This window comes from Neisseria sp. Ec49-e6-T10, assembly GCF_051132615.1.
Taxonomy (GTDB): domain Bacteria; phylum Pseudomonadota; class Gammaproteobacteria; order Burkholderiales; family Neisseriaceae.
This window is the reverse complement of sequence record NZ_CP152375.1, coordinates 66,153-92,138: the sequence shown is the minus strand read 5'-3', so window position 1 is coordinate 92,138 and position 25,986 is coordinate 66,153. Positions and strand designations below refer to the sequence as shown.

27 protein-coding genes are annotated in these 25,986 nt (G+C 36.7%); 18 read left to right on the top strand and 9 right to left on the bottom strand.

The window, feature by feature from the left end:
- Positions 1-2: 2 nt before the first annotated feature.
- The 5 genes from pntA to AADH04_RS00405 all read right to left on the bottom strand — a co-directional run bounded on the left by pntA (position 3) and on the right by AADH04_RS00405 (position 6,322).
- Entirely contained in the window at positions 3-1,544 is a 1,542-nt protein-coding gene (gene pntA / locus AADH04_RS00425) for a Re/Si-specific NAD(P)(+) transhydrogenase subunit alpha (RefSeq protein WP_434778284.1), read from the bottom strand.
- Between the two features lie 325 nt (positions 1,545-1,869).
- Positions 1,870-3,660, bottom strand: a complete 1,791-nt coding sequence (locus AADH04_RS00420; RefSeq protein WP_434778283.1) for an ABCB family ABC transporter ATP-binding protein/permease — start codon at positions 3,658-3,660, stop codon at positions 1,870-1,872.
- Positions 3,661-3,760: 100 nt separating this feature from the next.
- Positions 3,761-4,525, bottom strand: a complete 765-nt coding sequence (locus tag AADH04_RS00415; RefSeq protein ID WP_434778282.1) for an endonuclease/exonuclease/phosphatase family protein — start codon at positions 4,523-4,525, stop codon at positions 3,761-3,763.
- Positions 4,500-4,976: a dihydroneopterin triphosphate diphosphatase gene (gene nudB, locus AADH04_RS00410; RefSeq protein WP_434778281.1), complete on the bottom strand. Its 477-nt coding sequence runs from the start codon at positions 4,974-4,976 to the stop codon at positions 4,500-4,502. Before nudB ends, AADH04_RS00415 begins: the two co-directional genes overlap by 26 nt.
- Positions 4,977-4,987: 11 nt before the next feature.
- On the bottom strand, positions 4,988-6,322 hold the full coding sequence (locus AADH04_RS00405; protein ID WP_434778280.1) for a mechanosensitive ion channel family protein: 1,335 nt from the start codon (positions 6,320-6,322) through the stop codon (positions 4,988-4,990).
- Between the two features lie 201 nt (positions 6,323-6,523).
- On the opposite strand from AADH04_RS00405, the gene rpsF reads away from it, so the two are divergent.
- From rpsF to gltX, 9 genes are all read left to right on the top strand, one after another.
- Complete coding sequence (gene rpsF / locus AADH04_RS00400; protein WP_434778279.1) at positions 6,524-6,898, top strand: 30S ribosomal protein S6; 375 nt, start codon at positions 6,524-6,526, stop codon at positions 6,896-6,898.
- Between the two features lie 2 nt (positions 6,899-6,900).
- The gene (priB, locus tag AADH04_RS00395; RefSeq protein ID WP_434778278.1) at positions 6,901-7,191 is read left to right on the top strand and encodes a primosomal replication protein N; all 291 of its coding nucleotides are present in this window, start codon (positions 6,901-6,903) and stop codon (positions 7,189-7,191) included.
- A 13-nt stretch (positions 7,192-7,204) separates the two neighbouring features.
- The gene (gene rpsR, locus AADH04_RS00390; protein ID WP_434778277.1) at positions 7,205-7,435 is read left to right on the top strand and encodes a 30S ribosomal protein S18; all 231 of its coding nucleotides are present in this window, start codon (positions 7,205-7,207) and stop codon (positions 7,433-7,435) included.
- Positions 7,436-7,453: 18 nt separating this feature from the next.
- On the top strand, positions 7,454-7,906 hold the full coding sequence (gene rplI / locus AADH04_RS00385; protein ID WP_434778276.1) for a 50S ribosomal protein L9: 453 nt from the start codon (positions 7,454-7,456) through the stop codon (positions 7,904-7,906).
- 165 nt (positions 7,907-8,071) lie between these two features.
- Positions 8,072-9,052: a lytic murein transglycosylase B gene (gene mltB / locus AADH04_RS00380; RefSeq protein ID WP_434778275.1), complete on the top strand. Its 981-nt coding sequence runs from the start codon at positions 8,072-8,074 to the stop codon at positions 9,050-9,052.
- Between the two features lie 11 nt (positions 9,053-9,063).
- The gene (dnaX, locus tag AADH04_RS00375; protein ID WP_434778274.1) at positions 9,064-11,088 is read left to right on the top strand and encodes a DNA polymerase III subunit gamma/tau; all 2,025 of its coding nucleotides are present in this window, start codon (positions 9,064-9,066) and stop codon (positions 11,086-11,088) included.
- Between the two features lie 17 nt (positions 11,089-11,105).
- Entirely contained in the window at positions 11,106-11,447 is a 342-nt protein-coding gene (locus tag AADH04_RS00370) for a YbaB/EbfC family nucleoid-associated protein (RefSeq protein ID WP_434778273.1), read from the top strand.
- A gap of 2 nt (positions 11,448-11,449) precedes the next feature.
- Positions 11,450-12,052: a recombination mediator RecR gene (gene recR, locus AADH04_RS00365; RefSeq protein WP_434779864.1), complete on the top strand. Its 603-nt coding sequence runs from the start codon at positions 11,450-11,452 to the stop codon at positions 12,050-12,052.
- 49 nt (positions 12,053-12,101) lie between these two features.
- Positions 12,102-13,496, top strand: coding sequence for a glutamate--tRNA ligase (gene gltX / locus AADH04_RS00360; protein WP_434778272.1), 1,395 nt, complete (start codon positions 12,102-12,104; stop codon positions 13,494-13,496).
- A gap of 60 nt (positions 13,497-13,556) precedes the next feature.
- Here the strand turns inward: gltX and typA are convergent, their stop codons facing one another.
- Positions 13,557-15,371, bottom strand: coding sequence for a translational GTPase TypA (gene typA, locus AADH04_RS00355; RefSeq protein WP_434778271.1), 1,815 nt, complete (start codon positions 15,369-15,371; stop codon positions 13,557-13,559).
- A gap of 147 nt (positions 15,372-15,518) precedes the next feature.
- On the opposite strand from typA, the gene AADH04_RS00350 reads away from it, so the two are divergent.
- From AADH04_RS00350 to AADH04_RS00340, 3 genes are all read left to right on the top strand, one after another.
- The gene (locus tag AADH04_RS00350; RefSeq protein WP_434778270.1) at positions 15,519-15,695 is read left to right on the top strand and encodes a hypothetical protein; all 177 of its coding nucleotides are present in this window, start codon (positions 15,519-15,521) and stop codon (positions 15,693-15,695) included.
- A gap of 125 nt (positions 15,696-15,820) precedes the next feature.
- Entirely contained in the window at positions 15,821-16,924 is a 1,104-nt protein-coding gene (locus AADH04_RS00345) for a DUF6630 family protein (protein ID WP_434778269.1), read from the top strand.
- 36 nt (positions 16,925-16,960) lie between these two features.
- Entirely contained in the window at positions 16,961-17,755 is a 795-nt protein-coding gene (locus tag AADH04_RS00340; RefSeq protein WP_434778268.1) for a segregation and condensation protein A, read from the top strand.
- Positions 17,756-17,837: 82 nt separating this feature from the next.
- Here the strand turns inward: AADH04_RS00340 and AADH04_RS00335 are convergent, their stop codons facing one another.
- The gene (locus AADH04_RS00335; protein ID WP_434778267.1) at positions 17,838-18,344 is read right to left on the bottom strand and encodes a GNAT family N-acetyltransferase; all 507 of its coding nucleotides are present in this window, start codon (positions 18,342-18,344) and stop codon (positions 17,838-17,840) included.
- Between the two features lie 249 nt (positions 18,345-18,593).
- On the opposite strand from AADH04_RS00335, the gene AADH04_RS00330 reads away from it, so the two are divergent.
- The 3 genes from AADH04_RS00330 (at position 18,594) to AADH04_RS00320 (ending at position 20,081) form a co-directional block, all read left to right on the top strand.
- Entirely contained in the window at positions 18,594-19,052 is a 459-nt protein-coding gene (locus AADH04_RS00330; RefSeq protein ID WP_434778266.1) for a PaaI family thioesterase, read from the top strand.
- On the top strand, positions 19,049-19,498 hold the full coding sequence (locus tag AADH04_RS00325) for a PaaI family thioesterase (protein ID WP_434778265.1): 450 nt from the start codon (positions 19,049-19,051) through the stop codon (positions 19,496-19,498). The genes AADH04_RS00330 and AADH04_RS00325 overlap by 4 nt, the downstream gene beginning before the upstream one ends.
- A 103-nt stretch (positions 19,499-19,601) precedes the next feature.
- A complete protein-coding gene (locus tag AADH04_RS00320) occupies positions 19,602-20,081 on the top strand; it encodes an FKBP-type peptidyl-prolyl cis-trans isomerase (protein ID WP_434778264.1) in 480 nt (159 codons plus the stop codon).
- 72 nt (positions 20,082-20,153) lie between these two features.
- Here the strand turns inward: AADH04_RS00320 and imm48 are convergent, their stop codons facing one another.
- Positions 20,154-20,567, bottom strand: a complete 414-nt coding sequence (gene imm48 / locus AADH04_RS00315) for an Imm48 family immunity protein (protein ID WP_434778263.1) — start codon at positions 20,565-20,567, stop codon at positions 20,154-20,156.
- Positions 20,568-20,822: 255 nt separating this feature from the next.
- Here imm48 and yaaA point away from each other — a divergent pair, with 255 nt between their 5' ends.
- Positions 20,823-21,596, top strand: coding sequence for a peroxide stress protein YaaA (gene yaaA, locus AADH04_RS00310; RefSeq protein ID WP_434778262.1), 774 nt, complete (start codon positions 20,823-20,825; stop codon positions 21,594-21,596).
- A gap of 80 nt (positions 21,597-21,676) precedes the next feature.
- On the opposite strand, the gene arcC is transcribed toward yaaA, so the two are convergent.
- Entirely contained in the window at positions 21,677-22,627 is a 951-nt protein-coding gene (arcC, locus tag AADH04_RS00305; protein WP_434778261.1) for a carbamate kinase, read from the bottom strand.
- A gap of 329 nt (positions 22,628-22,956) precedes the next feature.
- On the opposite strand from arcC, the gene AADH04_RS00300 reads away from it, so the two are divergent.
- Both AADH04_RS00300 and fdrA read left to right on the top strand, forming a co-directional pair.
- A complete protein-coding gene (locus AADH04_RS00300) occupies positions 22,957-23,883 on the top strand; it encodes a LysR substrate-binding domain-containing protein (protein ID WP_434778260.1) in 927 nt (308 codons plus the stop codon).
- Positions 23,884-24,269: 386 nt separating this feature from the next.
- The gene (gene fdrA / locus AADH04_RS00295; protein WP_434778259.1) at positions 24,270-25,952 is read left to right on the top strand and encodes an acyl-CoA synthetase FdrA; all 1,683 of its coding nucleotides are present in this window, start codon (positions 24,270-24,272) and stop codon (positions 25,950-25,952) included.
- Positions 25,953-25,986: the final 34 nt, after the last annotated feature.

Here is a 25,986-nt window from a genome sequence, read left to right as displayed (position 1 = left end):
GCTTATTCTCCTTTACCACGTTGAAACATTTTTAACATTCGTTGTGTCACCACAAATCCCCCAAAAATATTAATACTGGCAATCAGTACGGCAATAAAAGCAATTGCTGTAATTAAACTATTGCCATCACCAATTTGTAATAGAGCACCTACAATGATAATGCCAGAAATCGCATTGGTTACTGACATTAGTGGGGTATGTAGTGAATGGCTGACATTCCAGACAACGTAATAACCTACGACACAAGCCAAAGCAAATACTGTAAAGTGTGACAAAAAGCTATCTGGTACCAAAGAAGCGATCCAGCAAAATAGTGCCGCTGCTGCAACAACAATGCCTATTTTTTTTGCAGGGCTCATTGGCGCTTTTTCTTCTTTTACTGGGGTAAGTGTTGCGTTTTGTACTGCAGGTTGAGCGGACACTTGAATAGGGGGCGCAGGCCAGGTAATTTCCCCTTCTTTGACAACTGTAACACCTCGAATAATGACGTCTTCAAAATTAATGTCTAAAGTACCGTTTTTTTCTTGGCACAATAATTTAAGCAAATTAACAATGTTTGTGCCGTATAATTGAGATGCTTGGGCAGATAAGCGACTGGCTAAATCTGTGTAACCAATGACTTTAACACCATTATCTGTTTTGAATAATGAACCAGGTTGAGTATATTCACAGTTTCCCCCAGTTGCTGCAGCCAAATCCACAATCACGCTACCTGGTTTCATTGAATCAACCATTTCTTTTGAAATTAAGCGTGGTGCGGGTTTGCCTGGTATTAACGCTGTGGTGATAATAATGTCTACTTCTTTGGCTTGTGCCGCAAAAAGTGCCATTTCTGCTTCAATAAAAGCCGCAGACATTTGTTTGGCGTAACCATCGCCGCTACCTGCTTCTTCTTCAAAATCCAGCTCCAAAAATTCAGCACCCATACTGTGAATTTGCTCTTTTACTTCTGGTCGAGTATCAAAGGCGCGGACGATCGCACCCAAGCTACTGGCCGCTCCAATGGCAGCTAAACCAGCAACACCCGCACCAATGACCAATACTTTTGCTGGGGGCACTTTACCTGCAGCTGTAATTTGACCTGTAAAAAAACGACCAAATTCATGAGCTGCTTCCACTACTGCACGGTAACCTGCAATATTGGCCATCGAGCTTAAGGCATCCATTGATTGTGCTCGAGAAATACGTGGTACGGCATCCATTGCCATGACAGTAATTTTTCTTTGAGCCAGTTCATTAAGTAAGGCTTCATTTTGAGCCGGGTAAATGAAACTGATTAATGAAGCACCTTCCTTCATTTGTGTTATTTCTGCTTGTGTGGGTGCATCAACTTTTAAGATTAAATCACTTTGCCAAGTTGAGTTTGCAGCAGCAATGGTGGCGCCAGCATCAATAAATGCTTGATCATCAAAGCTTGATGCTTTGCCTGCATTTTCTTCTACTACAACAGAGAATCCCAGTTTAAGAAGCTGTTCGACTGTGTGAGGTGTTGCTGCAACACGTGTTGCGTCACCTTGGGACTCTTTGGGGATGCCTATTTGCATGTTACCTCCGTAAGTTCAATAATAACTAAAAAGCTTGAATAAAAATTTCAGCAATTGTTTGATACAGTATTAAGGCTCAATATACTGTGTCAGTGCAATAATATCTAGCGTTTTTCTTTTTTGAAATATCTTAAAGTCACTATTTTTAATGTTTATGGCATTGTTAAGTGATGTTAACTGCCCAGTAAAATACCTTTAATTACTTGATTGATGTCTTGTTGAATATCAAAAAAATTTAAAAAATACAATTTTTATTTTTGAAACATCATTAAAAAAATAGTATTGTAGCAAGTGTTGTGTCAGAGACAGCAAAGGCTTTTATCGTTTAATTTTCTTCTTTTTCTGCTTGCTGCATGGCCCACATTTGTGCATAACGTCCTTGTTGTGCCAATAAAGTTTTGTGGTTCCCTGACTCAATAACTTGTCCGTGTTCCATCACAATAATATTATCTGCATCTACAATGGTTGACAGCCTGTGGGCAATGATTAAGGTGGTTCGGCTTTTGGCTATTTGTAATAACTCTTCTTGAATGGCTCGTTCTGTTCGGGTGTCTAAAGCGCTGGTTGCTTCATCTAAAATAAGAATAGGGGGGTTTTTGAGTAAGGTGCGGGCAATGGCTACCCGTTGTTTTTCTCCACCAGAAAGTTTTAAGCCTCGCTCACCAACCTGAGTTTGATAACCTTCAGGTAAGCTTTCAATAAATTGATGAATACTGGCAGCTTTTGCTGCCGCGATAATCTCTTGATCTGTGGCTTTTGGATGACCATAGGCGATGTTGTAAGCTATCGTGTCATTAAATAAGACCGTATCTTGAGGCACAATGCCAATATGTTGCCTTAAACTTTTTTGGGTCATCTGTTGGATATTTACACCATTGATTTCAATTGCACCGGATTGAACATCATAAAACCGAAATAATAGACGTGATAAAGTGGATTTACCTGCACCAGATGAACCCACAACGGCCAGTGTTTGTCCTGCTGGAATAGAAAAACTGACATCGAATAAAATTTGTCGATTATCATTATAACCAAAGTTCACTTGTTTAAAGGCCACTTGTGCATATTGTGTGTCTAATGTTTGTGCATCTGGGGCATCTTTAATTTCAGCTCCCTCATGTAGTAAGCCAAACATTCTTTCTAAGTCTGCCAAGGAATGTTTTATTTCACGGTAAATAAACCCGAGAAAATTTAAGGGAGCATAAAGTTGGGTTAAGTAAGCAGAAACCAATACCACATCACCTACAGTCAGTTTGCCATCAACAACACCTTGTGCAGATAACCATAACAGTAAGGTGACACCTGTTGTGATAATAGCCGCTTGACCAATATTCAGAAAATTCAAAGAAACTTGATTTTTGACTGCTGAATCAACCCATTTTTGTAAATTAGTGTCATAGCGGTTGACTTCATATTGTTCATTGCCAAAATACTTAACCGTTTCATAGTTCAGTAAAGCATCAATCGCTTTACTGTTTGCTTGGCTGTCTAAGTTGTTCATGCTGCGGCGGAAAACCATTCGTTTCTCAGTGACAATAAGCGTAAATAGAATATAAAAGGCAATGGTACTCAGTGTAATAATGGCGAACCAAAAATCATAACGCCACAATAAAATAGCGGCTACTAGGGAAATTTCTAATAACGTGGGGATAATATTAAACACCATAAAGTTTAATAAAAAGCCGATACCACGAGTGCCGCGTTCAATGTCTCGACTTAAGCCACCTGTTTGCCTATTTAAGTGAAAGCGCATGGACAAGGCAAATAAATGCTCAAAGACTTCTTTAGCCGCTTTTTGTACCGCTCCTTGGGTGACTCGGGCAAATAAAGCATCACGTAATTCACCAAATACACTGGATGATAAACGTGCTAAGCCATAACCTAATAATGCCATTACGGGCAAAACAATTAAGTTTTGTGCTGTATTTTTAATGCTAAGCCCATCAACGATGTCTTTAAGATAAATGGGTAAAAGCACTGTTGCCACTTTAGCTAAGATTAGGCAAATGATTGCCAGAACAACACGTTTTTTAAACTGCCAAACATAAGGCAATAAGTTTTTTATTGTATGCCAATCATGTCTATTTTGAGGCGCTGGAGCAGGTGTGTATCTCATGGGTTTATTATTGTGTCTTTAAAAAGTTTTATTATATTGTTTTGTCAGAGTATAACTTAAATTAATTGCTGATTATGTTTATTTATACAGATGATATCATTTACTTATTTAAAATGAGAGAAGTGCTTAAAGGTAAATGGTCAGATAGGTTTGTCCATGGAATACCAGTATGAACATTTGCATGGATAGGCAACAAATAACGGGTATAGATTCTGTCTAAAGTAAAAAATGGCATACGGGAAGGGAAGCTCTTTGCTGGTGCGCCATGACGGTGGATAAATACATCCTGTAAATTCAGTTCATTTTGTAAAATATCCGAAGCTTTATTTTGCCAGTCATTAAAGTCTCCAGCTAAAATCAAAGGCACTTTAGGGTCAATTTTTTCTTGAATATAATGAATGAGGTATTGATATTGTTTTTTTCTGTCGTGGTGCAATAAATTTAGGTGGGCACATAATGCAACGACTTCTGTTGGCCAGCCTTCAGGCTTGAATGTACAGTGTAAAATGCCGCGGTTTTCCATAGCATTGACGCTGATATCTAAATTATGGCTGTCTATTAAAGGTAAATTACTCAATATTGCATTGCCATGATGTTTATGCTCATATAAGGCATTTTTGCCATAGGTGGCTTTTAAACCTAAAGATTGGGCTAAAAAATCATGCTGACCTTTTTCTGGAAAGTATAAATACTTACGTGCTCTTTTTTTGTGTTCACCTTGAACTTCTTGTAAAAAAATAATATTAGCATCCAGCTTTTGTAAAGCCATAGCAATACTGTACAACCGAACATATCTGTTTAGTGCAGACATGCCTTTATGGATGTTATAAGTTACTATTTTAAGAGGCGGCAGTAGTATGGACATTACATATGCCTTTTTGAGGAAGCAATAAAATGGCTTCTTGATTGCTTGGAGAAAATACTTTATCTGCCGCTTCTTTTATGGGTAGCCAAATATATTGAATATGTTCTCTAGGTTGAATATGAATAACTGTATCGTGTGGAATACACAAAGAAAATACATGTTCTGTATTGTATGTGGTGCCTGGTGCGTAACGGTGACGCCAGCGCTCATAAATTTCAAAATCATGGCTCATATGCCAATTATGGGGGCAGTAATATTGTGTATCAATACCTGTTTCTTCATATACTTCTCTTTGTGCTGTGTACAGTAAAGGTTCATTTTGCTCCATACTGCCAGTGACTGATTGCCAAAAATTAGGTGCATCTGCACGTTCTAAAAGTAAAATATTAAAGTCAGGGTCATGAATAATGACCAAAACAGAAACAGGTTGTTTATAGTTTAATTGTGACATTATTTTTTATTCTAAAGTTTATCATTACTGTCCGATTGGACAGAATCGGTAATTAAATGTTCATTATTTGGGGTGTTAAGAATACGAATTTCTCTTTGAGGAAATGGCATTTCAATATCGTTTTCTTTAAAAATATGCCAAATATTCATTAAAATGGCAGATTTTAACCCAAGTGTTCCTTGTTTAGCGTCCGCGACCCAAAAACCGATCGATAAATTGATGCCAGAGTCTCCAAAGCTGATTAAATAAGGGGTTGGGGCTGGGTTAGAGATAATACGATTGTGTTTTGCTGCTTCAACTAATAAAAGCATTGCTTTATCCAAATCAGTGCCATATGCCACTTGAACATCCACTTTGGTCCAAGCTAAATCATCAGATAAAGATTGATTAATCACATTATTTGAAATGATCGTATCATTTGGAATCAAACAATCAGATCCATCACTTGCTTTTAACACAACATAACGTGAAGTGATTTTTGAGACAGTACCCGTATAGTTACTGATGGTTACTACATCGCCTAAGCGCAATGAACGTTCTAATAAAATAATAAAACCAGATACATAACTGCTGGCAATTTTTTGTAGCCCAAACCCTAAACCAACACCCAATGCACCACCAAAAACAGACAACACCGTTAGATCTATTCCCACCATAGGTAAGGCAATAAGTACAGCCAAAATAATGAGCACACTTGACAGTAATTTATTGATGACAATTCGTACATTAATGTCAATACGATTAAGCTGCATAATTCTTGCTTCTAATAATCGAGCCAGCCATAGGGCAAAGATTAAAATCACACCGACCCAGATAATGGCAGAAAATATATTAAGTAAGCTGATGTTGCTTTTGCCAATAGGTAGTTTTACGTGTTCTAGCCAGTTTAGAATAATCGTATCTAAACCACTTAACCATACAATAAAAATGACCCAGAGTGTCCCAGATATAAAATATTCAGCACTGGCTTCAAAAAAACCATTTGGTAAAGTGTAACGAATAATGGCCATGATGGTACGAATAAGTGCCATCCATAAAAATGCCCTGACCATAAATTGAAACCATAAGATTTCATGACCTGTTAGATGCCATAAAAATGCACCAATAACCAACAGAATGATCAGTACAATAGGCCAAATTAAACGAGCGCCTAAATGTCGCCAGAAATGATGATTAGGTTGTGCATGGTAACGTTCTACAGATTTTTTAAAACAAGTTTGTCTGAGGACATAGGTCATCAATATCAACATGCAGGTGAGCAAAAGCTCAATTTGTCCAGATGAGCTGGCTAAACTGTGTGATAACTTTAATAAAGAAAAGTGATTTAAATCAAGCTCAGCCAGCATAAAAAACCCCTTAATCATATAAATTTATATTTTAGTTTAACATTTTTGTTTAAAGTTGTATTGTATTTGATTTGATGGAAAATAATAGGATGAACGAAGTTGTTATTGTATTGTGTTTCTAACTGAAGTATAATCGAACGTTTTGCAACCTTTCCTTTTACACAACGCATGGTAAAAGGATTCTATCCAAAAGGAGTGAGCATGCGTCATTACGAAATCGTATTTATCGTGCACCCTGATCAAAGTGAACAAGTGCCAGCAATGATTGAGCGCTATAAAACTTTGATTACTGAGGCTCAAGGTAAAATTCATCGCTTAGAAGATTGGGGCCGTCGCCAATTGGCTTATCCAATTAACAAAATTCATAAAGCACATTATGTGTTAATGAATGTTGAAACTTCTCCAGAAGTTGTGGCTGAAATTGAAAATGCATTCAAATTCAACGATGCAGTTTTACGTCATTTGACAATTAAAATGAAACATGCTGTTTCTGAAGCATCGCCAATGATGAAAGAAGAAAAGTCTAAAAATGTATTGGATCCAAATGCAGCAGTAGAAGAAGAGGCTGCTGAATAATATTGGATAACAAGCTGACTCTGAGCGCTCGGGTTGTTTCAGTTTCTTCACTTCGTTATACCCCCGCTGGTGTACCTGTTTTGAGCATGATGCTTAAGCATCAATCTGAACAGATAGAAAGTGGAAAAAGTCGAATAGTTGAGTGCGAGTTAGCCGCCAAGTTTTTAGGACAAGAAGCATTAAATTGGCAGTATGTACAAGATAAGGCTGTTTTAGTATCAGGTTTTTTAAGCCAAAAAAGCCTTAGAAGTACTCAAGTAATACTGCATATTCAAACAATTGAACTGATATAAAAGGTTAAACGACATGGCTCGTCAAACATTTAAACGTAAAAAATTCTGCCGTTTCTCAGCAGAAGGCATTAAAGAAGTAGATTATAAAGCAGTGGATATCTTAAAAGATTTTATTGCTGAAAATGGCAAAATTATTCCTGCTCGTATTACAGGTACAAAAGCTGGTTATCAACGTCAGCTTTCTTGTGCGGTTAAACGTGCTCGTTTCTTGGCTTTGTTGCCTTATACCGACCAACATAAGTAAAAAGAGGGAGCAAAAGATATGCAAGTTATTCTTTTAGAAAAAATTGGTAATCTAGGCGCCTTAGGTGATGTGGTTACTGTGAAAAATGGTTACGCTCGTAACTTCTTGATTCCTTCTGGGAAAGCTCGTCGTGCAACCGCTGCTAATTTAGCAGAATTTGAAGCACGCCGTGCAGAGCTAGAAGCAAAACAAGCTGCCGTATTGGCAGATGCGCAAGCACGTAAAGCGAAGCTAGATAATGCTGTTATTACCATTGCTCAAAAAGCAGGTGTAGACGGTCGTTTATTTGGTTCTGTTACCAATGCTGATATTGCTGCTGCAATTGTTGCAACAGGTGTTCAGGCAGCTCGTTCTGATATTCGTTTGCCAAATGGCCCATTAAAAGCTACTGGTGAGTATGAGTTAGAAGTTGCTTTGCATCATGATGCTGTGGCTGCGATTAAAGTCGTTGTCGTTGCTGCTGCTGAATAAATTTTCGATTTAAGTTTGAAACCCTGTCTATAAAATTTATAGGCAGGGTTTTATTTCATTAAAAATGTGTTTTTTGGTAAAAAGCATTTATATTATGGCAAGTTGGTTTGATGTCTTGGTAGATTTTGTTACACTTATAAAAACTTAACTTAAGGTGATTAAAGAATGAAAAAGAAAGTAATGGTTTTATTAATGGGTTTGATGAGTTCTTTTGTTTTTGCCGATGCTGAGCTCTTAAATCGTTCAGATGTACAAAACTACATTAATGAACAAGTAAAATCAGGTAGTATGAATCGCCCAGAGTTAGAAGCATTTTTTGCCAATGCAGTGAATAAACCTAATATCATTAGTGTGATGGACAGACCAAGTACTTCCCGCCCATGGTATCAGTTTAAAACAAATGCCGTGAGTACAAAAAGCATGAATGATGGTGTTGCTTTTTGGAAGAAAAATAGAGCGGCTTTAGAGATGGCCTCTAAGAAATATGGTGTACCTGCTCATGTTATTGTTGCCATTATTGGCATTGAGACCAACTATGGACGTAATACTGGTTCTTTTCGTTTGGCAGACTCATTAAGCACTTTAGCATTTAATTATCCTCGTCGAGCTGAGTTTTTTAGAAAAGAATTAACTGAATTATTATTATTGGCAAAAGAAGAACGAAAAGACCCATTAACCTTTAAAGGTAGTTATGCAGGAGCAATGGGTATGCCACAATTTATGCCATCAAGCTTTAGAAAATGGGCTGTTGATTTAGATGGTGATGGACAAAGAGATATTTGGAATAATCCATATGATGTTGTCGGTTCAGTAGCCAATTATTTTAAACAACATGATTGGCAAACTGGCGGCCCAATCTTGGTGCCAGCTGCAGTCAGTTTAAATGCTCAAACAGAAGCTGCTTTGGCTGAAAACACTCAGTTAAAATATACAATCAAGCAATTAAAACAAATGGGTGTGACACCATTGGAAAATGTATCAGATAATCAAAAAGCCTTTGTGTTTTCTTTGGAAACCGCACCTGGTGTGTATGATTATTATTTAGGTTTAAATAATTTTTATACCATTTGGCAATATAACCATAGCCGTTTATATGTGAAAGCAGTACAAGAGCTATCCGATGGTATTAAAAGTAAAATGAATTAGAAAGTTTTTTTATGGTTTATCAAGCTTTAGCCAGAAAATGGCGCCCAAGAAAATTTGCTGACTTAGTTGGGCAAGAACATGTTGTTAAGGCATTGCAAAATGCGCTTGCTCAAGGGCGTTTGCACCATGCTTATCTATTGACGGGTACACGCGGTGTAGGGAAAACAACCATTGCGCGTATTCTGGCTAAAAGTTTAAATTGTGAATCTGGTATAGGTGGTGAGCCATGTGGTGTATGTTCTGCCTGTACACAAATAGATGCTGGGCGTTTTGTTGATTTATTAGAAATAGATGCTGCTTCCAATACTGGTATTGATAATATCAGAGAGGTTTTAGAAAATGCGCAATATGCACCAACAGTTGGGCGTTATAAAGTTTATATTATTGATGAAGTGCATATGTTGTCCAAAAGTGCATTTAATGCCATGCTCAAAACCTTGGAAGAGCCTCCTGAACATGTAAAATTTATTCTGGCAACAACAGATCCGCATAAAGTGCCTGTCACGGTTTTATCTAGGTGCTTGCAGTTTGTATTGCGTAACATGACTCCTCAGCAAATCAGCAAACATTTGGCCTATATTTTAGAGCAAGAAAATGTTCCTGCTGAAGAAGCTGCATTGGTTATCTTAGGGCGCTTTGCCATGGGATCAATGAGAGATGCTTTAAGTTTATTGGATCAAGCGATTGCTTTAGGTTCTGGAAAAGTAGCTGAGGCTGATGTGCGGCATATGTTGGGTGCTGTAGATAAACGTTATTTGTTTATGTTATTGCAAGAGCTGATTAACCAAAATGGGCAATCTTTAATTGATCAAGCCGAACAGATGAATACTAGAGCGGTTAGTTTTGATTCTGCGTTAGGGGAGTTGGCTGCGTTGCTGCAACAAATAGCAATCATACAGGCTGTGCCAACGTCACTAGCAGCTGATGACCCAGAAAAAGAGACACTTAGCCTGTTTGCTCAAGCATTGTCAGCCGAACAAATTCAACTTTATTATCAATGTGCCTTACAGGGTAAACAGGATTTACCACTAGCGCCTGATGAATATGCTGGGTTTGTCATGACGTTATTGCGTATGTTGGCCTTTGCACCTTTGGCTGCCAAATCAGATCAACTAAATTGGCAGGTAACAGGTACCAATTTATCTTCTGAGTTAAACACGCAAACATTGTCTCCTCCAACAGTTCAAAAGGTGGCTATTGTCCAAGAACCAGAAACAGTTAAACAAGATAATCACGATACAGTAGCCAAGGTGGTACACTATACAGAGCCACAAAATCATGATGTAGAGTCAGAAGAACAAGTGACTGATTTACCTTGGGAAGATCAAGTATCGACTGCCCGAGAAACACCAAAAGAGCAAACCGATACAGCACCAGATCCTTCTTCTGAAGTGATGCCAGAATCAGTGGATACTATTGAAAATAAGGCGACATTATTAGAAAAAAATGATGATTCAGTACAACAAGAGTCTACTATTAAAGATGAATCAGAAAATTTAATAGCTCAGACATTATCAGAAACTTCATTAAAAGAGGTAGCACAGCCATCTGGCTTTGTTACAGCTATAGAGCAAGAGACAGAGACGTTTGATGCTAACGAGTATCATGAACAGGAAATACAAGAAGTTGAGCAAAGTAACATTGTTTTGCCTGAGTTGACGCCAAATACTTGGTCTGAAGTTGTGGCTTTATTAAGCAGTAAATTAGGTGCAGCGCAGATGCTGGCTAAGAATGCTGCTTTAATTGATATCTCAGACAACATACTACAATTAGCCATTAGTGACTATGCAGTCAGCAGTAAAGAAATGCTCGATAAAATGGCTAAAGTATTGTCTGAGGCGTATTCAATGAATTGGCATATTCAGACAGAACAGTTGCAAACAGATCATCTAACCCCTAATATGTTGCACACAAAAGACCTTGAGGCAAAAAAAGCGCAAGCTTTCTCAGCTTTAGAGGCAGACCCCGTTGCACAAGAATTCATGGATCTATTTGAAGCCAAATGGGTTCCTGAGAGTGTGAAATTAAATTCATAAACAAAAAAGGATCAATAATGTTTGGAAAAGCAGGTATCGCAGGCTTAATGAAACAAGCACAACAAATGCAAGAAAAAATGAAGGAAGCTCAAGCCAATTTAGCTAATGTTGAAGTTGATGGAGAGTCTGGCGCAGGTTTGGTTAAAGTCACCATGAATTGCCATTATGCAGTTAAACGCATTGCTATTGATGATGCGTTAATCGCTGATGCTAAAGATGATAAAGAAATGCTTGAAGATTTGGTTGCTGCTGCCATTAATGATGCTGTACGTAAAGCTGAAGCAAAAACTCAGGAAACCATGGGACAGTTTACATCAGGCATGAATCTACCTGCTGGTATGGGTGATTTGTTTAAATAATCATTATGGGGTCACCTAGAATTTTAGATGCGTTGACTAAGGCACTGCGGGTGTTACCTGCAGTAGGGCCTAAATCAGCTCAACGCATCGCGTACCATTTATTGCAAAATGATCGAAAAGGTGCGGCTCAATTAGCCCAAGCGATTAACCATGCTCTAGAGCATGTACAACATTGTCGTTATTGCAATACATTTTGTGAAACTGAAGTATGTGAAATTTGTTCTGATCAAGGACGAAGACACAATGTATTAATGATTGTACAAATGCCTATAGATGTTGAAAGTATGGAAGATGCGCGTTGTCATGATGGCGTGTACTTTGTGCTTATGGGGCAAGTCAATCCAGCCCAAAATATGGATTTATCTGCTATTGCATTGGATAAATTGGTTAAGCGTTTAGAAAATGGGCAAATAGAAGAAATCATTATTGCAACGAATTTTACGGCAGAAGGCGATGCAACTGCTTATGTTTTGTCTGAGTTATTTAAAAATCAGCATTATAAAATCAGCCGTTTGGCTAGAGGCATGCCATTAGGTGGTGAAATTGAATATGTGGATGCAGGTACATTAGCTCAATCAGTTCATGACAGACGTAAATTAAAATAATTTAAACAATTACTTTTCTTGATATTGTACATTAGAAAATGAGATAAAAATGATCAAAACACGTTTTGCGCCTAGTCCAACTGGGTTTTTGCATATTGGTGGTGTAAGAACTGCTTTGTTTTCTTGGGCATATGCTCGTAAAAATAAAGGGCAATTTGTTTTAAGAATTGAAGATACTGATTTAGAACGTTCAACACCTGAATCTGTTCAGGCTATTTTAGATGGTATGCACTGGGTAGGGTTGGATTATGATGAAGGACCATTTTATCAAACACAGCGTTTTGATCGTTATGCCGCGGTTGTGCAACAGCTTTTAGATGCTGGGCATGCTTATTATTGTTATTGTAGTAAAGAAGAGTTAGAAGAATTGCGCCAAGAGCAAGAAGCTAGAGGTGAGCATACTCATTATGATCGTCGTTGGCGTCCAGAAGCAGGGAAAACATTGCCACAAATTCCAGAAGATGTGCAACCTGTTGTTCGTTTTAAGAATCCATTAGACGGTAGTGTAAAATGGCATGACTTGGTTAAGGGTGACATTGAATTTGCCAATACTGAGCTAGATGACATTATTATCGCCAGAGCTGATGGCAGCCCAACTTATAATTTTTGTGTGGTTGTTGATGATTGGGATATGGGTATTACTCAGGTAATTCGTGGGGATGATCATGTAAATAATACGCCTAAACAAATCAATATTTTAAAAGCGTTAGGCGCACCTTTACCAGAATATGCTCATTTGCCTATGATTTTAAATGAAAACGGGCAGAAAATGTCTAAGCGTCGTGATGCAGTGAGTGTTGTTGACTATGAGACGCAGGGTATTTTGCCTGAGGCTTTATTAAATTATTTAGCCCGTTTAGGTTGGGGACATGGGGATGACGAGTTTTTCTCCATAGAACAGTTTATCCAATGGTTTGACCTAAAAGATGTGAGCCCTTCAGCCAGTCGATTTAACCACGAGAAATTTTTATGGTTAAATGCTCAACATATAAAGGCTGCAGACAATAAACGCTTGGCTTCATTGGTTGCGCCAAAATTGCAGGCAAAGGGAATTGAACATATTGATCAGCCTGTTTTGGAAGAGGTTATTGCTTTAGTCAAAGAGCGTGTGCAAGACTTGAATCAATTGGCTTTAGAGTGTGATTATTTTTATCAAAAGCGGGTACCCTTAGAAGCTGATGTACAAAAGCATATTCAAGAGGGTACAAAAGAAAGAATGCAGCGCTTTGCACAAGAGCTTTTACAGATTTCTGATTGGCAAACCGAACATATTCATGCTTTGTTTAAACCTTTTTGTGAAAAAGAAGGAATTAAAATGGGGCAGTTAGGCATGCCTTTACGTGTCTTGGTTTGTGGGACAACACAAACGCCTTCTGTCGATGCTGTTTTGGCATTATTGGGTAAAGATGAAGTGTTAAAACGTCTGAATGAGGCGACAATTTAATAAAAAGAAATTGGGCAATAAAAAAGGGAAACTCAGTTTCCCTTTTTTATGATTAAAAAATTAATCTAACTTCTTAAAGTGTTTTCTGCGTTCGCTTTCTTGTAAATAGCGTTTACGTAGACGAATATTTTTTGGTGTGATTTCCACTAACTCGTCATCATCAATAAATTCAACAGCACTTTCTAATGTTAATTTTATTGGTGTCGTTAGACGTACCGCTTCATCAGTACCACTGGCACGGACATTAGTGAGTTTTTTACCTTTTAGTGGGTTAACGACTAAATCATTTTCGCGGCTGTGGATACCAATAATCATGCCTTCATATATTTTATCATTAGGTACCACAAACATACGACCTCGGTCTTCCAAGTTCCATAAAGCGTAAGCAACCGCTTCACCATTTTCTTGAGAAACCAGCACACCATTATGTCGACCAGGCATATCTGCTTTTACTGGTGCATAGTCATCAAATACATGAGACATAAGTCCTACACCTTTGGTCAAGGTCATGAACTCACCTTGAAAACCAATTAAGCCACGAGCAGGGATATGATACTCTAAGCGAGTACGACCTTTTCCGTCAGATTCCATATTGGTTAACTCACCACGACGGCGACCCAACTCTTCCATTACAGCACCTTGGGTATTGTCTTCTACATCCACTGTTAGGTTTTCATAGGGTTCGCATTTTTCACCATTGATGTCACGGTAAACAACACGTGGTTTGGCAACAGCTAACTCATAACCTTCGCGACGCATGTTTTCCAGTAAAATGGTTAAATGTAATTCTCCACGACCAGATACACGGAAGATATCAGCGTCTTCTGTATCTTCAACGCGTAATGCGACATTGGTTAATAATTCTTTTTGTAAACGGTCACGAATTTGACGGCTGGTGACAAATTTACCTTCTGTTCCAGCTAAAGGTGACGTGTTCACCATAAAGTCCATTGTTAATGTTGGCTCATCTACACCAAGAACAGGTAAACCTTGAGGATTGTCTCGATCACAAATAGTCACACCAATACCAATTTCATCAAGACCATTAATCATGATGATTTCACCCGCACTGGCTTGTTCAACAGGTTCTCTCTCCAAGCCTTTAAAACCCAATACTTGATTGATTCTGCCTGTGGCCACTTGTTCTTCATGGTTCATGATACATACAGGTTGTCCTGCTTTGATCGTACCATTTAAAATGCGGCCTATGCCTAGTCTGCCCGTATAAGTAGAGTAATCTAAGGCTGAAATTTGTAACTGCAAAGGTGCTGCAGGATCCCCGCTAGGTGCAGGTACATGGTTTAAAATAGCGTCGAATAATGGACGCATATTGTCTGACTCTTCTTCTAATTCTAGTTTGGCAAAACCATTTAGACCAGAAGCGTAAATAATTGGAAAATCTAATTGTTCGTCTGTTGCGCCAAGCTTATCAAACAATTCGAATGTTTGGTCAATAACCCAGTTAGGGCGAGCGCCAGGACGATCAATTTTATTGATCACAACAATAGGATGTAATCCTAAGCCAAGGGCTTTTTTTGTCACAAAACGAGTTTGTGGCATAGGGCCTTCTTGAGCATCAACCAATAACACAACACCATCAACCATACCTAATACACGTTCAACTTCACCACCAAAGTCAGCATGCCCAGGAGTATCAACAATGTTAATATGCGTGCCTTCATATTCTACGGCTGTATTTTTAGATAAAATGGTAATGCCACGTTCTTTTTCTATGTCACCACTGTCCATAACCCGTTCGGCTACTTGTTGGTTGTCTCGGAAGGTACCGGCTTGGCGTAGCAACTGATCGACTAATGTGGTTTTACCATGGTCAACGTGTGCAATAATGGCAATGTTGCGGATATTTTTATTCATTTGTATTTGATTCTGATAGGTTAATTTAGGAAGAAAACTCTCAATTATAGCATAAAAAATAGTAGTTTTTTGGGTTTTCTTCTATTGATTTCATTTATGTTTTGCTTTATTAATAGAGACAAACAATAATATTTTAGGAGTGGGGGAATGCAATCTGATTTTGAGCAACGCATTGATGCAATAGATTGGTGTTTATTTGAAACTGCTTATGGGACTGCTGATGATGTTCCAAAAGAATTGAAATTGTTATTTTCAAAAGATGAAAGTGAAGCAAAATATGCATCTCATAAACTGTGCTTTGGTTTGTGTTTTTGGCTCACTTAATTTTAGAGAATAGAGTTTATTTTGATGGAATTGATGTATATAAAAATGCTGATGATTTAAATTGGATAGGCAGATAAAATTTGGATTGATCGGTTAAAAGAAAGATAGAATTGATAATGACAAGAATGTATTTTAAAGAAGGCGAGCAGATATCAGGTTGCTACAAAGGGAATAAAATAACATTAGAAAAATTTGATTATTTAATTATCGATTCAGTATTTCAATATAAATATATCATATCAACAAATAGAGAAGATAGCCGTTGGGTTTTATCAGCATTTGTTAAGTTATTAAAAACTTTAGTTTCTCATCCTATTAGGCTGATTGTTTTTATTTTATTTTTTCCTCTGTTCTTCATTTTGTTTTTTCTTATGATTATATTATCAGTATCGTTTTTCTTTCGACCCAAAAAATTTAAATATACCCTTATTGTTAAAGACGATATACATTATCAAGGTTTTTATTTACCAAATTTTATGGTGTTTTCTGATTCAGATAATATAGGGGATAGCCACTATAATTATTATATTGCGAAAATTGATCAGAAGCTTTATTTAAAAAAGTTACCTAATGAACATATTGACTGGGCGGATAGAGCAGAACGTTATCTTGATGTGACAGATAATGCAACAATAAAAAAAATAGAACAGACATTCTCAAGCGTGTTTGAGAGTGCTGTGCAAAGAAAGAATGAACGCACTAAGAAAGAACAAGCTCAATCAAATCACAATGAGCAAAGGCAACTTAGTGATCAAGAGAAACAGAATTTTATGTCTTTAGCAAAGTATTGTTTGAGTGAAGAAGGTCAAGGTTTATTCCAAGAAAAATTGGATACTTATATGACTGATGCTGCTGTTGAGGAAACCCCTTGGATGGTACTTTATGATTTAATGATTCCTTATAATGAAGACAATTTTCATTTTGCGACACAACTAGATTGGAAAGAAGGTGTTGATGAGTTAGAGTATGGTTTAGAGCGTGTCGTACGGTTTAATTTTGGGTTGAATCTAACATTGCCGACGCAAGGATACTATAATGAAATGGATTCTATTTCCTCTAATGAGAATATCTTTAAGGATTTTAATGCCGTTCTTAATCCTTATGGATTAAAATTAGGCAATATTGATACTGGGGCAGATGAATACATGATCATTGTTTATAAAATTGCTGATGAAAATAAGGTTAAAAAAGCAGTTGAAAATATTGCTTATGAACTGGTCACCTTTTAATTCTAACTAATTGAATAAATATAATGTTTTGGAAAAATGACTTTTTTAAATGAGCAAAATGGCGCTTTAGCCTACGTTTTTGGTCAGCCTGTTTTAGAGGTGCCTCAAGACTTATTCATACCACCAGATGCTTTACAAATTGTGTTAGAGCGGTTTGAAGGGCCTTTGGATTTACTGCTGTATTTAATTAGAAAACAAAATTTGGATGTACTTGATATCCCTATGGCGGTGATTACTGAGCAGTATTTAGGGTATATCAAAATACTGAATGAAAATCGCTTAGACTTGGCTGCTGAGTATTTATTAATGGCTGCTGTACTGATTGAAATTAAGTCTCGTTTGTTGTTGCCTAAACCACCAGTAGAAGTAGATGAAGAAGCCGATCCAAGGGCAGAGTTGGCTAAAAGATTATTGGCGTATGAACAAATGAAGCTTGCTGCAGTTGGGTTAGATGCTTTGCCTTTAGCAGGTAGGGATTTTGCGTGGGTGTATGTACACTTTGAGCAGGAAGTTGAACCATTATTACCAGAAGTGGATGTGAGTGATTTAAAACAGGTGTGGTTGAGTTTGTTGTCTCGAGTGAAACAAACTCAAAGCCATCAAGTGCAAACCGAAACATTGTCTGTTCGTGCACAAATGAGTGCAATTTTACGGTATGTCTCAGAAGTTGGGTCCTGTACCTTTGAGGCACTATTTGAAAAGGAACATACGGTCATGTATTTGGTGGTCAATTTTATTGCTGTACTGGAGCTTGTAAAAGAGGGGTTGGTGGATGTTCGGCAGGAAGAAAGTTTTATGCCTATTTATGTAAGTGTTTTAAGAGCTGTTTAATGAATTATTTTGTGTGTCATTATCAGGAAAAACATTATTGGTTGAATTTAAATTATTTGTTATTTAATGAAAAGTTTTTCCCTTAAAGAATATCTGTTACAGTTTGTTTTGTTCCTAATTCTTTTAATCTGTTGCCATCAATACGAAATACTGTCCAATCAGACATAGGCTGAGCACCAAGAGATAGATAAAACTCAATGCTTGGTTTATTGTGATTAAGGCACCACCATTCTAATCTACCACAACCTCTTGAGGTGGCAATATGGGCTAATTCCTGTATAAACGATCTGCCAAATCCCATCCCTCGGTATTGTGGTTGGACATATAAGTCTTCTAAATAAATACCGCTACGGCCTAAAAAAGTAGAAAAATTATGAAAAAACAGAGCGAATCCAACGGGTATTTGATTGTGCATACCAATGATGACTTCTGCTTTTTTTTGAATGAATAGCCATTCTTTTAATAAGGATTCAGTTGCAACCACTTCATTTAATAAACCTTCGTATTCAGCTAACTCTTTAATAAATTGAAGAATTAATGGGATATCTGTTTGTGTTGCATGTCGAAAAATAAGTTGATTATTATTCATGACCACGTTTTTCTTTGCCCAAATATTGAGTTTAAAGTTTAACATGTTTTTTATTTGGTTTAAAATTGGTGAAGTTTTTATAAGAAATAAGACGGGCTCGTGTGATTTGATTTTTTGAGTATTTTTGCTTCTGAATATCATCAAGATCAAGTTTCCTTTATTAAAAAAGAAGATGTATGATTGACAATTTTATATACATTTGATTTAAGTTTATGGAGAAATAGATGAAAATAATGGGGAGTAGGTTAAATGCCTCAAAATGAAAAAATATATCAAACAGCAATTGGTTATTTAAATACACTGCCTCATAATCAAGCATTAGGATTAAAATTTGAATATGCTCATGGCCGCAAGCAGGTATTAAGTGTTGCTTGGCGTGAAGATTTAGTGGGTAATCCAAAAACAGGTGTGATTCATGGAGGCGTCATTACTGCCTTAGTCGATGTTGCTGGTGGTGCATCAGTTGCAGCACACTTAGATGATTTTGAATTGTTGGTTACCTTGGATCTACGAATTGATTATCTGCATCCAGCCACACCGCAAGAAAAGATATATGCTCAATCTGAATGTTATAAATTAACTGATCAGGTTGCTTTTGTCAGGACGACTTGTTTTCATCAGGATAGGGAAGAAGATCCTATTGCGTTTGCAATGGCTACCTATATGAGAACACCTATTTCTGATGAAATAAAGGAGCAGTTGAAATGACAGAACAACAAAATACAGTGATTTTTTTTCCAGAACAAAAGATTACAGATAAAGTGCATCAAATGGTTCCTTATGCCAAAATGATTCATTTTCAGGTGGGGTTTGATCAAAATAAACAATATTTATTTCAGCTGCCTTTTTCACCAAAAAATATTGGTAATACGATTGTTCCAGCTTTACATGGTGGTTTAATTGGTGGTTTTTTAGAGAATGCATCAGTGGTGCTGTATTGTTTGAATAATCAGGATAGTCCTATTCCAAAAGTGATTGATTTTTCTCTGGATTATTTGCGTGCTGGCACACCAGAGCATTTATATGCATCTTGTGAGCTTGTCAGACAAGGCAGAAGAGTGGCTAATGTCACAGCAAAAGCATGGCAAGTATCACCAGAAAAACCAGTTGCTGTGGCTAGGGTACATTTATTATTGAATGAAAATGCATCATAAAAATTAAGCGGCCATTTTACGAAAAATCTACAGAATTTTTTTAGAACTGGTACAATTATCGTTTACTTTAAATATGATGAAAAATAACTGGGAAGGCGCGCGCATGCAAGTAGCAAAAAATACCGTGGTCACACTTCATTATGAAATGTACGATGCTAATAATGAATTAATTGATAAAACAGAAGAACCAATCAGCTATTTGCATGGTGGTTATGATGCAATTTTTCCTTTGGTTGAAGAGGCTTTAGAAGGCAAAAATACAGGTGATGTTGTTGAGGTTACTTTAGAGCCTGATGATGCTTTTGGTGAACCAGAAGAAGAGCTTGTCCGTATTGAAGACATTAAAGCGTTTCCTGTTGAAGTAGAAATAGGCATGATGTTTGAGGCAGATGATCCAGAAACAGGGGAAACCATGATTTTTCGTGTGACAGATATTGCTGATGGTAAAGCTGTTGTCGATGGTAATCATCCTTTAGCAGGTATTAAAATTCGCTTTAAAGCTACCGTAAATGACGTGCGTGAAGCTTCTCAAGAAGAAATTCAACATGGTCATGCGCATGGTGAACATGGACATCACCACTAAAATTTAAGTATTGACAAAAAACACCTGAATAATTTTGATTATTCAGGTGTTTTTTATTGAAATAATGATGTTTTAAGACAAAATACAGCCAACCAGATTATCGATATTATTTTTTAAACCATTAAAGTTTTTTTCATTATATTGCATAAAATAAGCTTCAATGCCCCTGCGTATAGCGATATTAACGGTAGGGTGAAAATCTTCATCCATCATGGCATTGACTAAAAATTGACAAAACTCAGTAGCTTGTTGTGCACCATATTGAAACAAAGTCATTAAATAATAAACAGTTGCTGTTTCCGTTTCTTTTAAATCATTTTGTTCACCTTGGTTTTCTGCGGTGTACCCATTGATTAGTCCAAAAGCAAATGCTGCATATATTTGCCTTTTGGTTTCTTCATCTGCATTAATTTTAATATTTGTTTGCGTAATAAAGGTAGAAATCATTTTTGATGAATCTTCTAAAAACGCTTGTCCATGTGCCATTTTAATTGTGCTTTCTCAACCTAAATTTGAATATGTTTAATATAATTTGTTAGATTAACTAAATTTAATATTAAATATTACTTACTATATTAAGTTATTGAAATCTTAAAATCAAATTTTATGAATATTATTATTCGATTAACGAAAAAATAGTGTTAAAAAACATCAATAGTCATTGAGTAACTTTATCATTTTTGGGAGAATTTTGATGTTAAAATAAGATAAATATAAGTTAAATATAGAAAGGTGCATATAATGCTTTTTTTGCTTTCTCCAGCAAAAACTTTGGATGAAACAACCGTTGCGCCAACAAAAACATATACAGAGCCTATGTTGCTTGAATTTTCTGAGCAATTAATGCCAACATTACAACAACTTTCTCCGCAGCAAATTGCTCAATTGATGAGTATTTCTGATAAGTTGGCCATACTGAATATGGAGCGCTTTGCACAATTTAAGCCTCCTTTTACTCTATACAATGCAAAGCAGGCTATTTTTCTATTTAAAGGCGATGTATATGAGGGCTTGGATGCTTACCATCTAAAGAATAAAGAAATCGATTATATACAAGATCATGTGGCTCTTTTGTCTGGGTTATATGGTGTGCTGAGACCTTTGGATTTAATGCAACCTTATCGGTTAGAAATGGGGACTAAATTACAAAACCCAAAAGGCAAAAATTTATATGAATTTTGGGGGGCGCATATTACCCATACGATTAATGAGCTTTTACTTCTAACAAAAAACCATACTGTGATTAATTTAGCCTCTACTGAATATTTTAAATCTGTTCAACCTAAATTATTACAGGTGCCTGTGATTACTCCTGTTTTTAAAGATAAAAAAAATGGCCAATATAAAATCATCAGCTTTTATGCAAAACGTGCTCGAGGGTTAATGGTCAAATATGCAGCACAACATCAGCTTAAAACACCAGAAGAGCTAAAACAATTTGATTTAGAAGGTTATTACTATAGTGAAGAGCATTCAAAACAAAATGAATGGGTTTTTCTGAGGGAACATCAATAAAAAAAGAGTTGGTTGAGCTATGTATGAAAAAGCAGGCTATTGATAAATAGCCTGCTTTTTTTGTATCACGTGAGTAAAATTTAATTATTAACAATCCATGTGCCTGTTTTCCTTTCCAAAGCTTCTTTGATTACATCTGGTGAAGTAATTAGCCCTTGTGCATCAGGTACTTCAGACACAAAGTCAATCACTGCATTAATTTTAGGTCCCATACTGCCTTCTCCAAACTCTCCTTTTTCACTAAAGTGGCGAGCATCTTGTACTGTTAATGTATCTAACCACTGTTGCTCAGGTGTACCAAAGTTAATGGCAACCTGTTCTACGCCAGTAGGAATGAGTAATAAGTCCGCTTTTAATTCTTTAGCCAAAAGTGCCGATGCTAAATCTTTATCAATAACTGCTTCAACGCCAATTAATTCTTCTTGATCATCAAATGCAACAGGAATGCCACCACCTCCACAGGCAATCACCAAAATATCTTGGTCAAGTAAGGAGCGAATAGTTGATAGTTCCTGAATGGCAATAGGTTGCGGAGAGGCAACCGTGCGTCGCCATCCACGGCCAGAATCTTCCATGATGTTCCAGCCCAGTGTATTTTGTCTTTCTTTTGCCGTTTTTTCATCCATAAAGGCCCCAATAGGTTTAGTGGGTTTTGAAAATGCAGGATCATTCTTCGACACAATCGTTTGGGTCACAATACTGGCAATAGGTTTGTGAATGTTTCGGCGTTTTAATACATTGTTTAACGCATTTTGGAAATGGTAACCAATAGAACCTTGAGTGTCCGCTACCGCACAATCTAAAGGCTCAGTAGGTACTTCTAAGCTTGCCAGTTCTGATCTACGTAAGATAAAACCAACTTGGGGGCCGTTACCATGTGTGAGCACAACTCTCCAACCTGCTTCAATCATGTCTGCAACAGATTCTGCATTTTTTAAAATGGCATTATATTGATCTTGATAAGAACAATGTTGATCATCTGGGATTAAAGCATTTCCACCAACTGCAATAACAGCTAATTTTTTTGACATGGCACATTCCTTCTTCAGTTTTGTCTATCAAAATTTTCTAAAAAAATAAAACAGTGAGTCACATAATCATTCTTTCGTGATGCGCGTTTTCATTTTTATGTTTTGATGAAAAATTATTGATAATTTTTCATGTTTGCTTTTCTTGTTTGTTTCTTAATAAAATTAAGCAACTTTTTGATAAAAAAGTTAAATTGATAAATTTTTCTTGTTTTATTATAAGGATATTTACTAAAATGGGAATGTGCTTAAAAAAATATCATCAATTTGAAAATTATTAGTGATATTTTTTCATTAATTTGATGTGACATAATTTTTAGGTGGGTAATATTATGAAATCGGTGTTTAGTGAAGATAATTTATACATTTTTGCCCAAGTGGCAAAACATAAAAATTTGAGTCGGGCTGCTGATGAGCTTGGATTGACATCATCGGCCATAAGCTATGCCATTAAAAGAATGGAAACCTATTTAGGTATGGATCTTTTACAGCGTAATACCCGTAATGTTGAATTGACTGAAGCGGGTAATTATTTTTATCAAAAGGCGGTACATCTTTTAAATGACTTTAATTCGATACAGCGTAGTTTGAATAGTATTAATCAAGGCATTGAATTTAAGTTAAGAATTTGTATTAATAATTTGATGCATACGCCTTATCATACATCAAAATTATTAAGTTATATTAAGCAACGTTTTCCTTTGTGTCAGGTCATTATTACCACCGAAGTTTATAATGGTGTTTGGGATGCGATATTAAATAAAAACATTGATATTGCTATTGGTGCACCAGGTAAATTGGTAGAGGGGGGCGGGCTGGATTATATCGAATTAGGCCGCGTTCATTGGAAGTTTGTTATTGCCCCTAATCACCCTTTAGCCAATGCAGTCGAACCTATTCCTGAAAGTGTTCTGCGTCTTTATCCTTCCGCCTTTATTGAGGATACTGCATTAAACATTACCAAAAAAGTTGGCTGGCTTTTACATGGTCAAGAAATCATTAAAGTGCCAGATTTGGAAACAAAATATCAGGTGCAACGCTTGGGGGTGGGTATTGGTTTTTTACCAGATTATATGGTCAGAAAAGATATTGAAGAGAAAAAATTGATTGAAAAAGAAATTAAAAATCCTCGTCAACCTTCACGTATGTTATTGGCGATTAAACATGAGTTAAAAGGAGAGGTTGCACAGTGGATAGAACATTCTTTTTCTGAAGGTCAAGTTCTTAGAGTCATTTATGATGATTTAATCCATCGTTGAAAAAATTGTGGCAATAATGTTTTTAAGTCTTTTTTGGGCAAGAATATTTTTTTGTCCTTTTTTTTGTCGAAATTTTTTTTAGATAAATCAATAATATTTTGAGTTTTTTATCTCATTATCTTTGTTTGTATCCATCCTTATAGAGAGTGCTTTTTCTTTGAAAAATTTTCATCAATTAAGGCAGTATTGCCAATAAAATTTTAAGAACATCGTTTACATCTATCCTTTTGCTCATAAATCTCCTACTATGGTTTTAAATTAATTAAGACCAAATTTCTCTTAATAACATCCTGTTACTGTTGCTGTCTGATTTTTTTTAAATCAGGAAAAGCAAAGATGTAGATTAGTGAATAATAATTGATTATTTTGTTCAACCAGGAGGGTGTATGTTGTACTCTGTCATTAAAAATGGTGTGTTTCAAGATTCAGTCAGTTTGATGCTTTTGAGTAAAAAGCTGGCTGATATGCCTAAGGTATCTAAAATTTCTATCATGATGGGCACCAATGCCAACAAGGAGATTTTTGAAAACACAGGGCTTTTGACTCAAGAAATCAGCGCTGCTAAAGCCAGCGATTTATGTATTGCTATTGAAGGGGATGATGAATCGGTAGTGCCCGCTGTTATTGAAGCGGTGAATGCTTTTTTAGAAGATCAGTCTGTTCAAAGAAAAAGCTCTTCTTATGCACAAGTGAAGTCACTTAAAGGTGCACTTAATCATATGAATAATGCTAATTTGGCGTTGATTTCAATTGCAGGTAAATATGCTGCAAGGGAAGCTAAAAAGGCATTAGACAATCATTTAAATGTTTTTATTTTCAGTGACAATGTTTCAGTTAAAGATGAGTTGGCATTAAAACAATATGCTCATCAGAATAAACTGATCGTTATGGGACCTGATTGTGGGACAGGTACCATTAAAAATATTCCTTTGGCTTTTTCGAACTTAAATCGAAAAGGCAGTATTGGTGTGATTGGTGCTTCTGGTACAGGTATTCAGGCCGTTTTGTCTGGTGTTGATTATTTGGGTGAAGGTATTTCGCATGCAATTGGTTTAGGTGGGCGAGATTTGTCCAGTCAAATTGGTGGGATCAGTGCTTTAGATGCAATTGAAATGCTTGCTCATGATAACAACACCGATATGATTGTTTTTGTTTCTAAACCTCCTGCAAAAGAAGTGAAAGAAAAGGTTATTGCAAAATTAAAAAGCCAAGAGAAACCTGTTGTGGCCATTTTCCTTGGTGAAAATAATACACATTCAGATGGTAATATAGAATTTGCAGCGACCTTAGATCAAGCAGCACAAAAAGCCGTTGCGCGTCAGCAGCGTATTAATGAAGCAAAAGCCAAAGCAAAAATGAGTACTGAACAAACACAAATCAGAGGCTTATTTTGTGGTGGTACCTTAGCATCAGAAGCGGCAATGTTGTTGGCAAATGCATTAGATGTTCCATTTTCTGGTGATCACCCTGAAGGTGTGATGTTTGCACACAATGGTCATTCTGTAATCGACTTAGGGGATGATGTTTATACTGTTAATCGTGCTCACCCCATGATTGATCCTTCTGTGCGCAATGAGTTGATTCTTAAAGCGGGCACAGACCCAAAAACAGCCGTGGTTGTTATGGATATGGTCATTGGTTTTGGCGCTCATGAAAACCCAGCCGAACAGGCTGCGCAAACAATAGAAGCCGCACGCGCTCAGCGCAAAGCAGAAGATGGACAAGTGACTTATATTGCCGCCATTTGTGGGACAGATGAAGATTATCAGGATATCAGACTTCAGAAAAAAATCCTTAAAGATGCAGGTGTGATGCTGTTATCCAATAATCGTGAAGCCATTGAAGCTGCGGTCAGAATTACCCAACAAACAGAACCTTATAAACAATTAACTTCATCAACTGAACAAACATCAACATTGATTCAGGATGGACCAAAAGTCATCAACATTGGCTTGCGTTCATTTGCAGACGATTTATTGAAATCAAAAGCAAATGTTGTTCAAGTCAATTGGGCGCCACCTGCTGGAGGTGATGAACAGTTAATTAAAGCTTTAGACCAATTACAGTAATGTTTTTATTGATTGAATTTAAGTAAATGAAAGG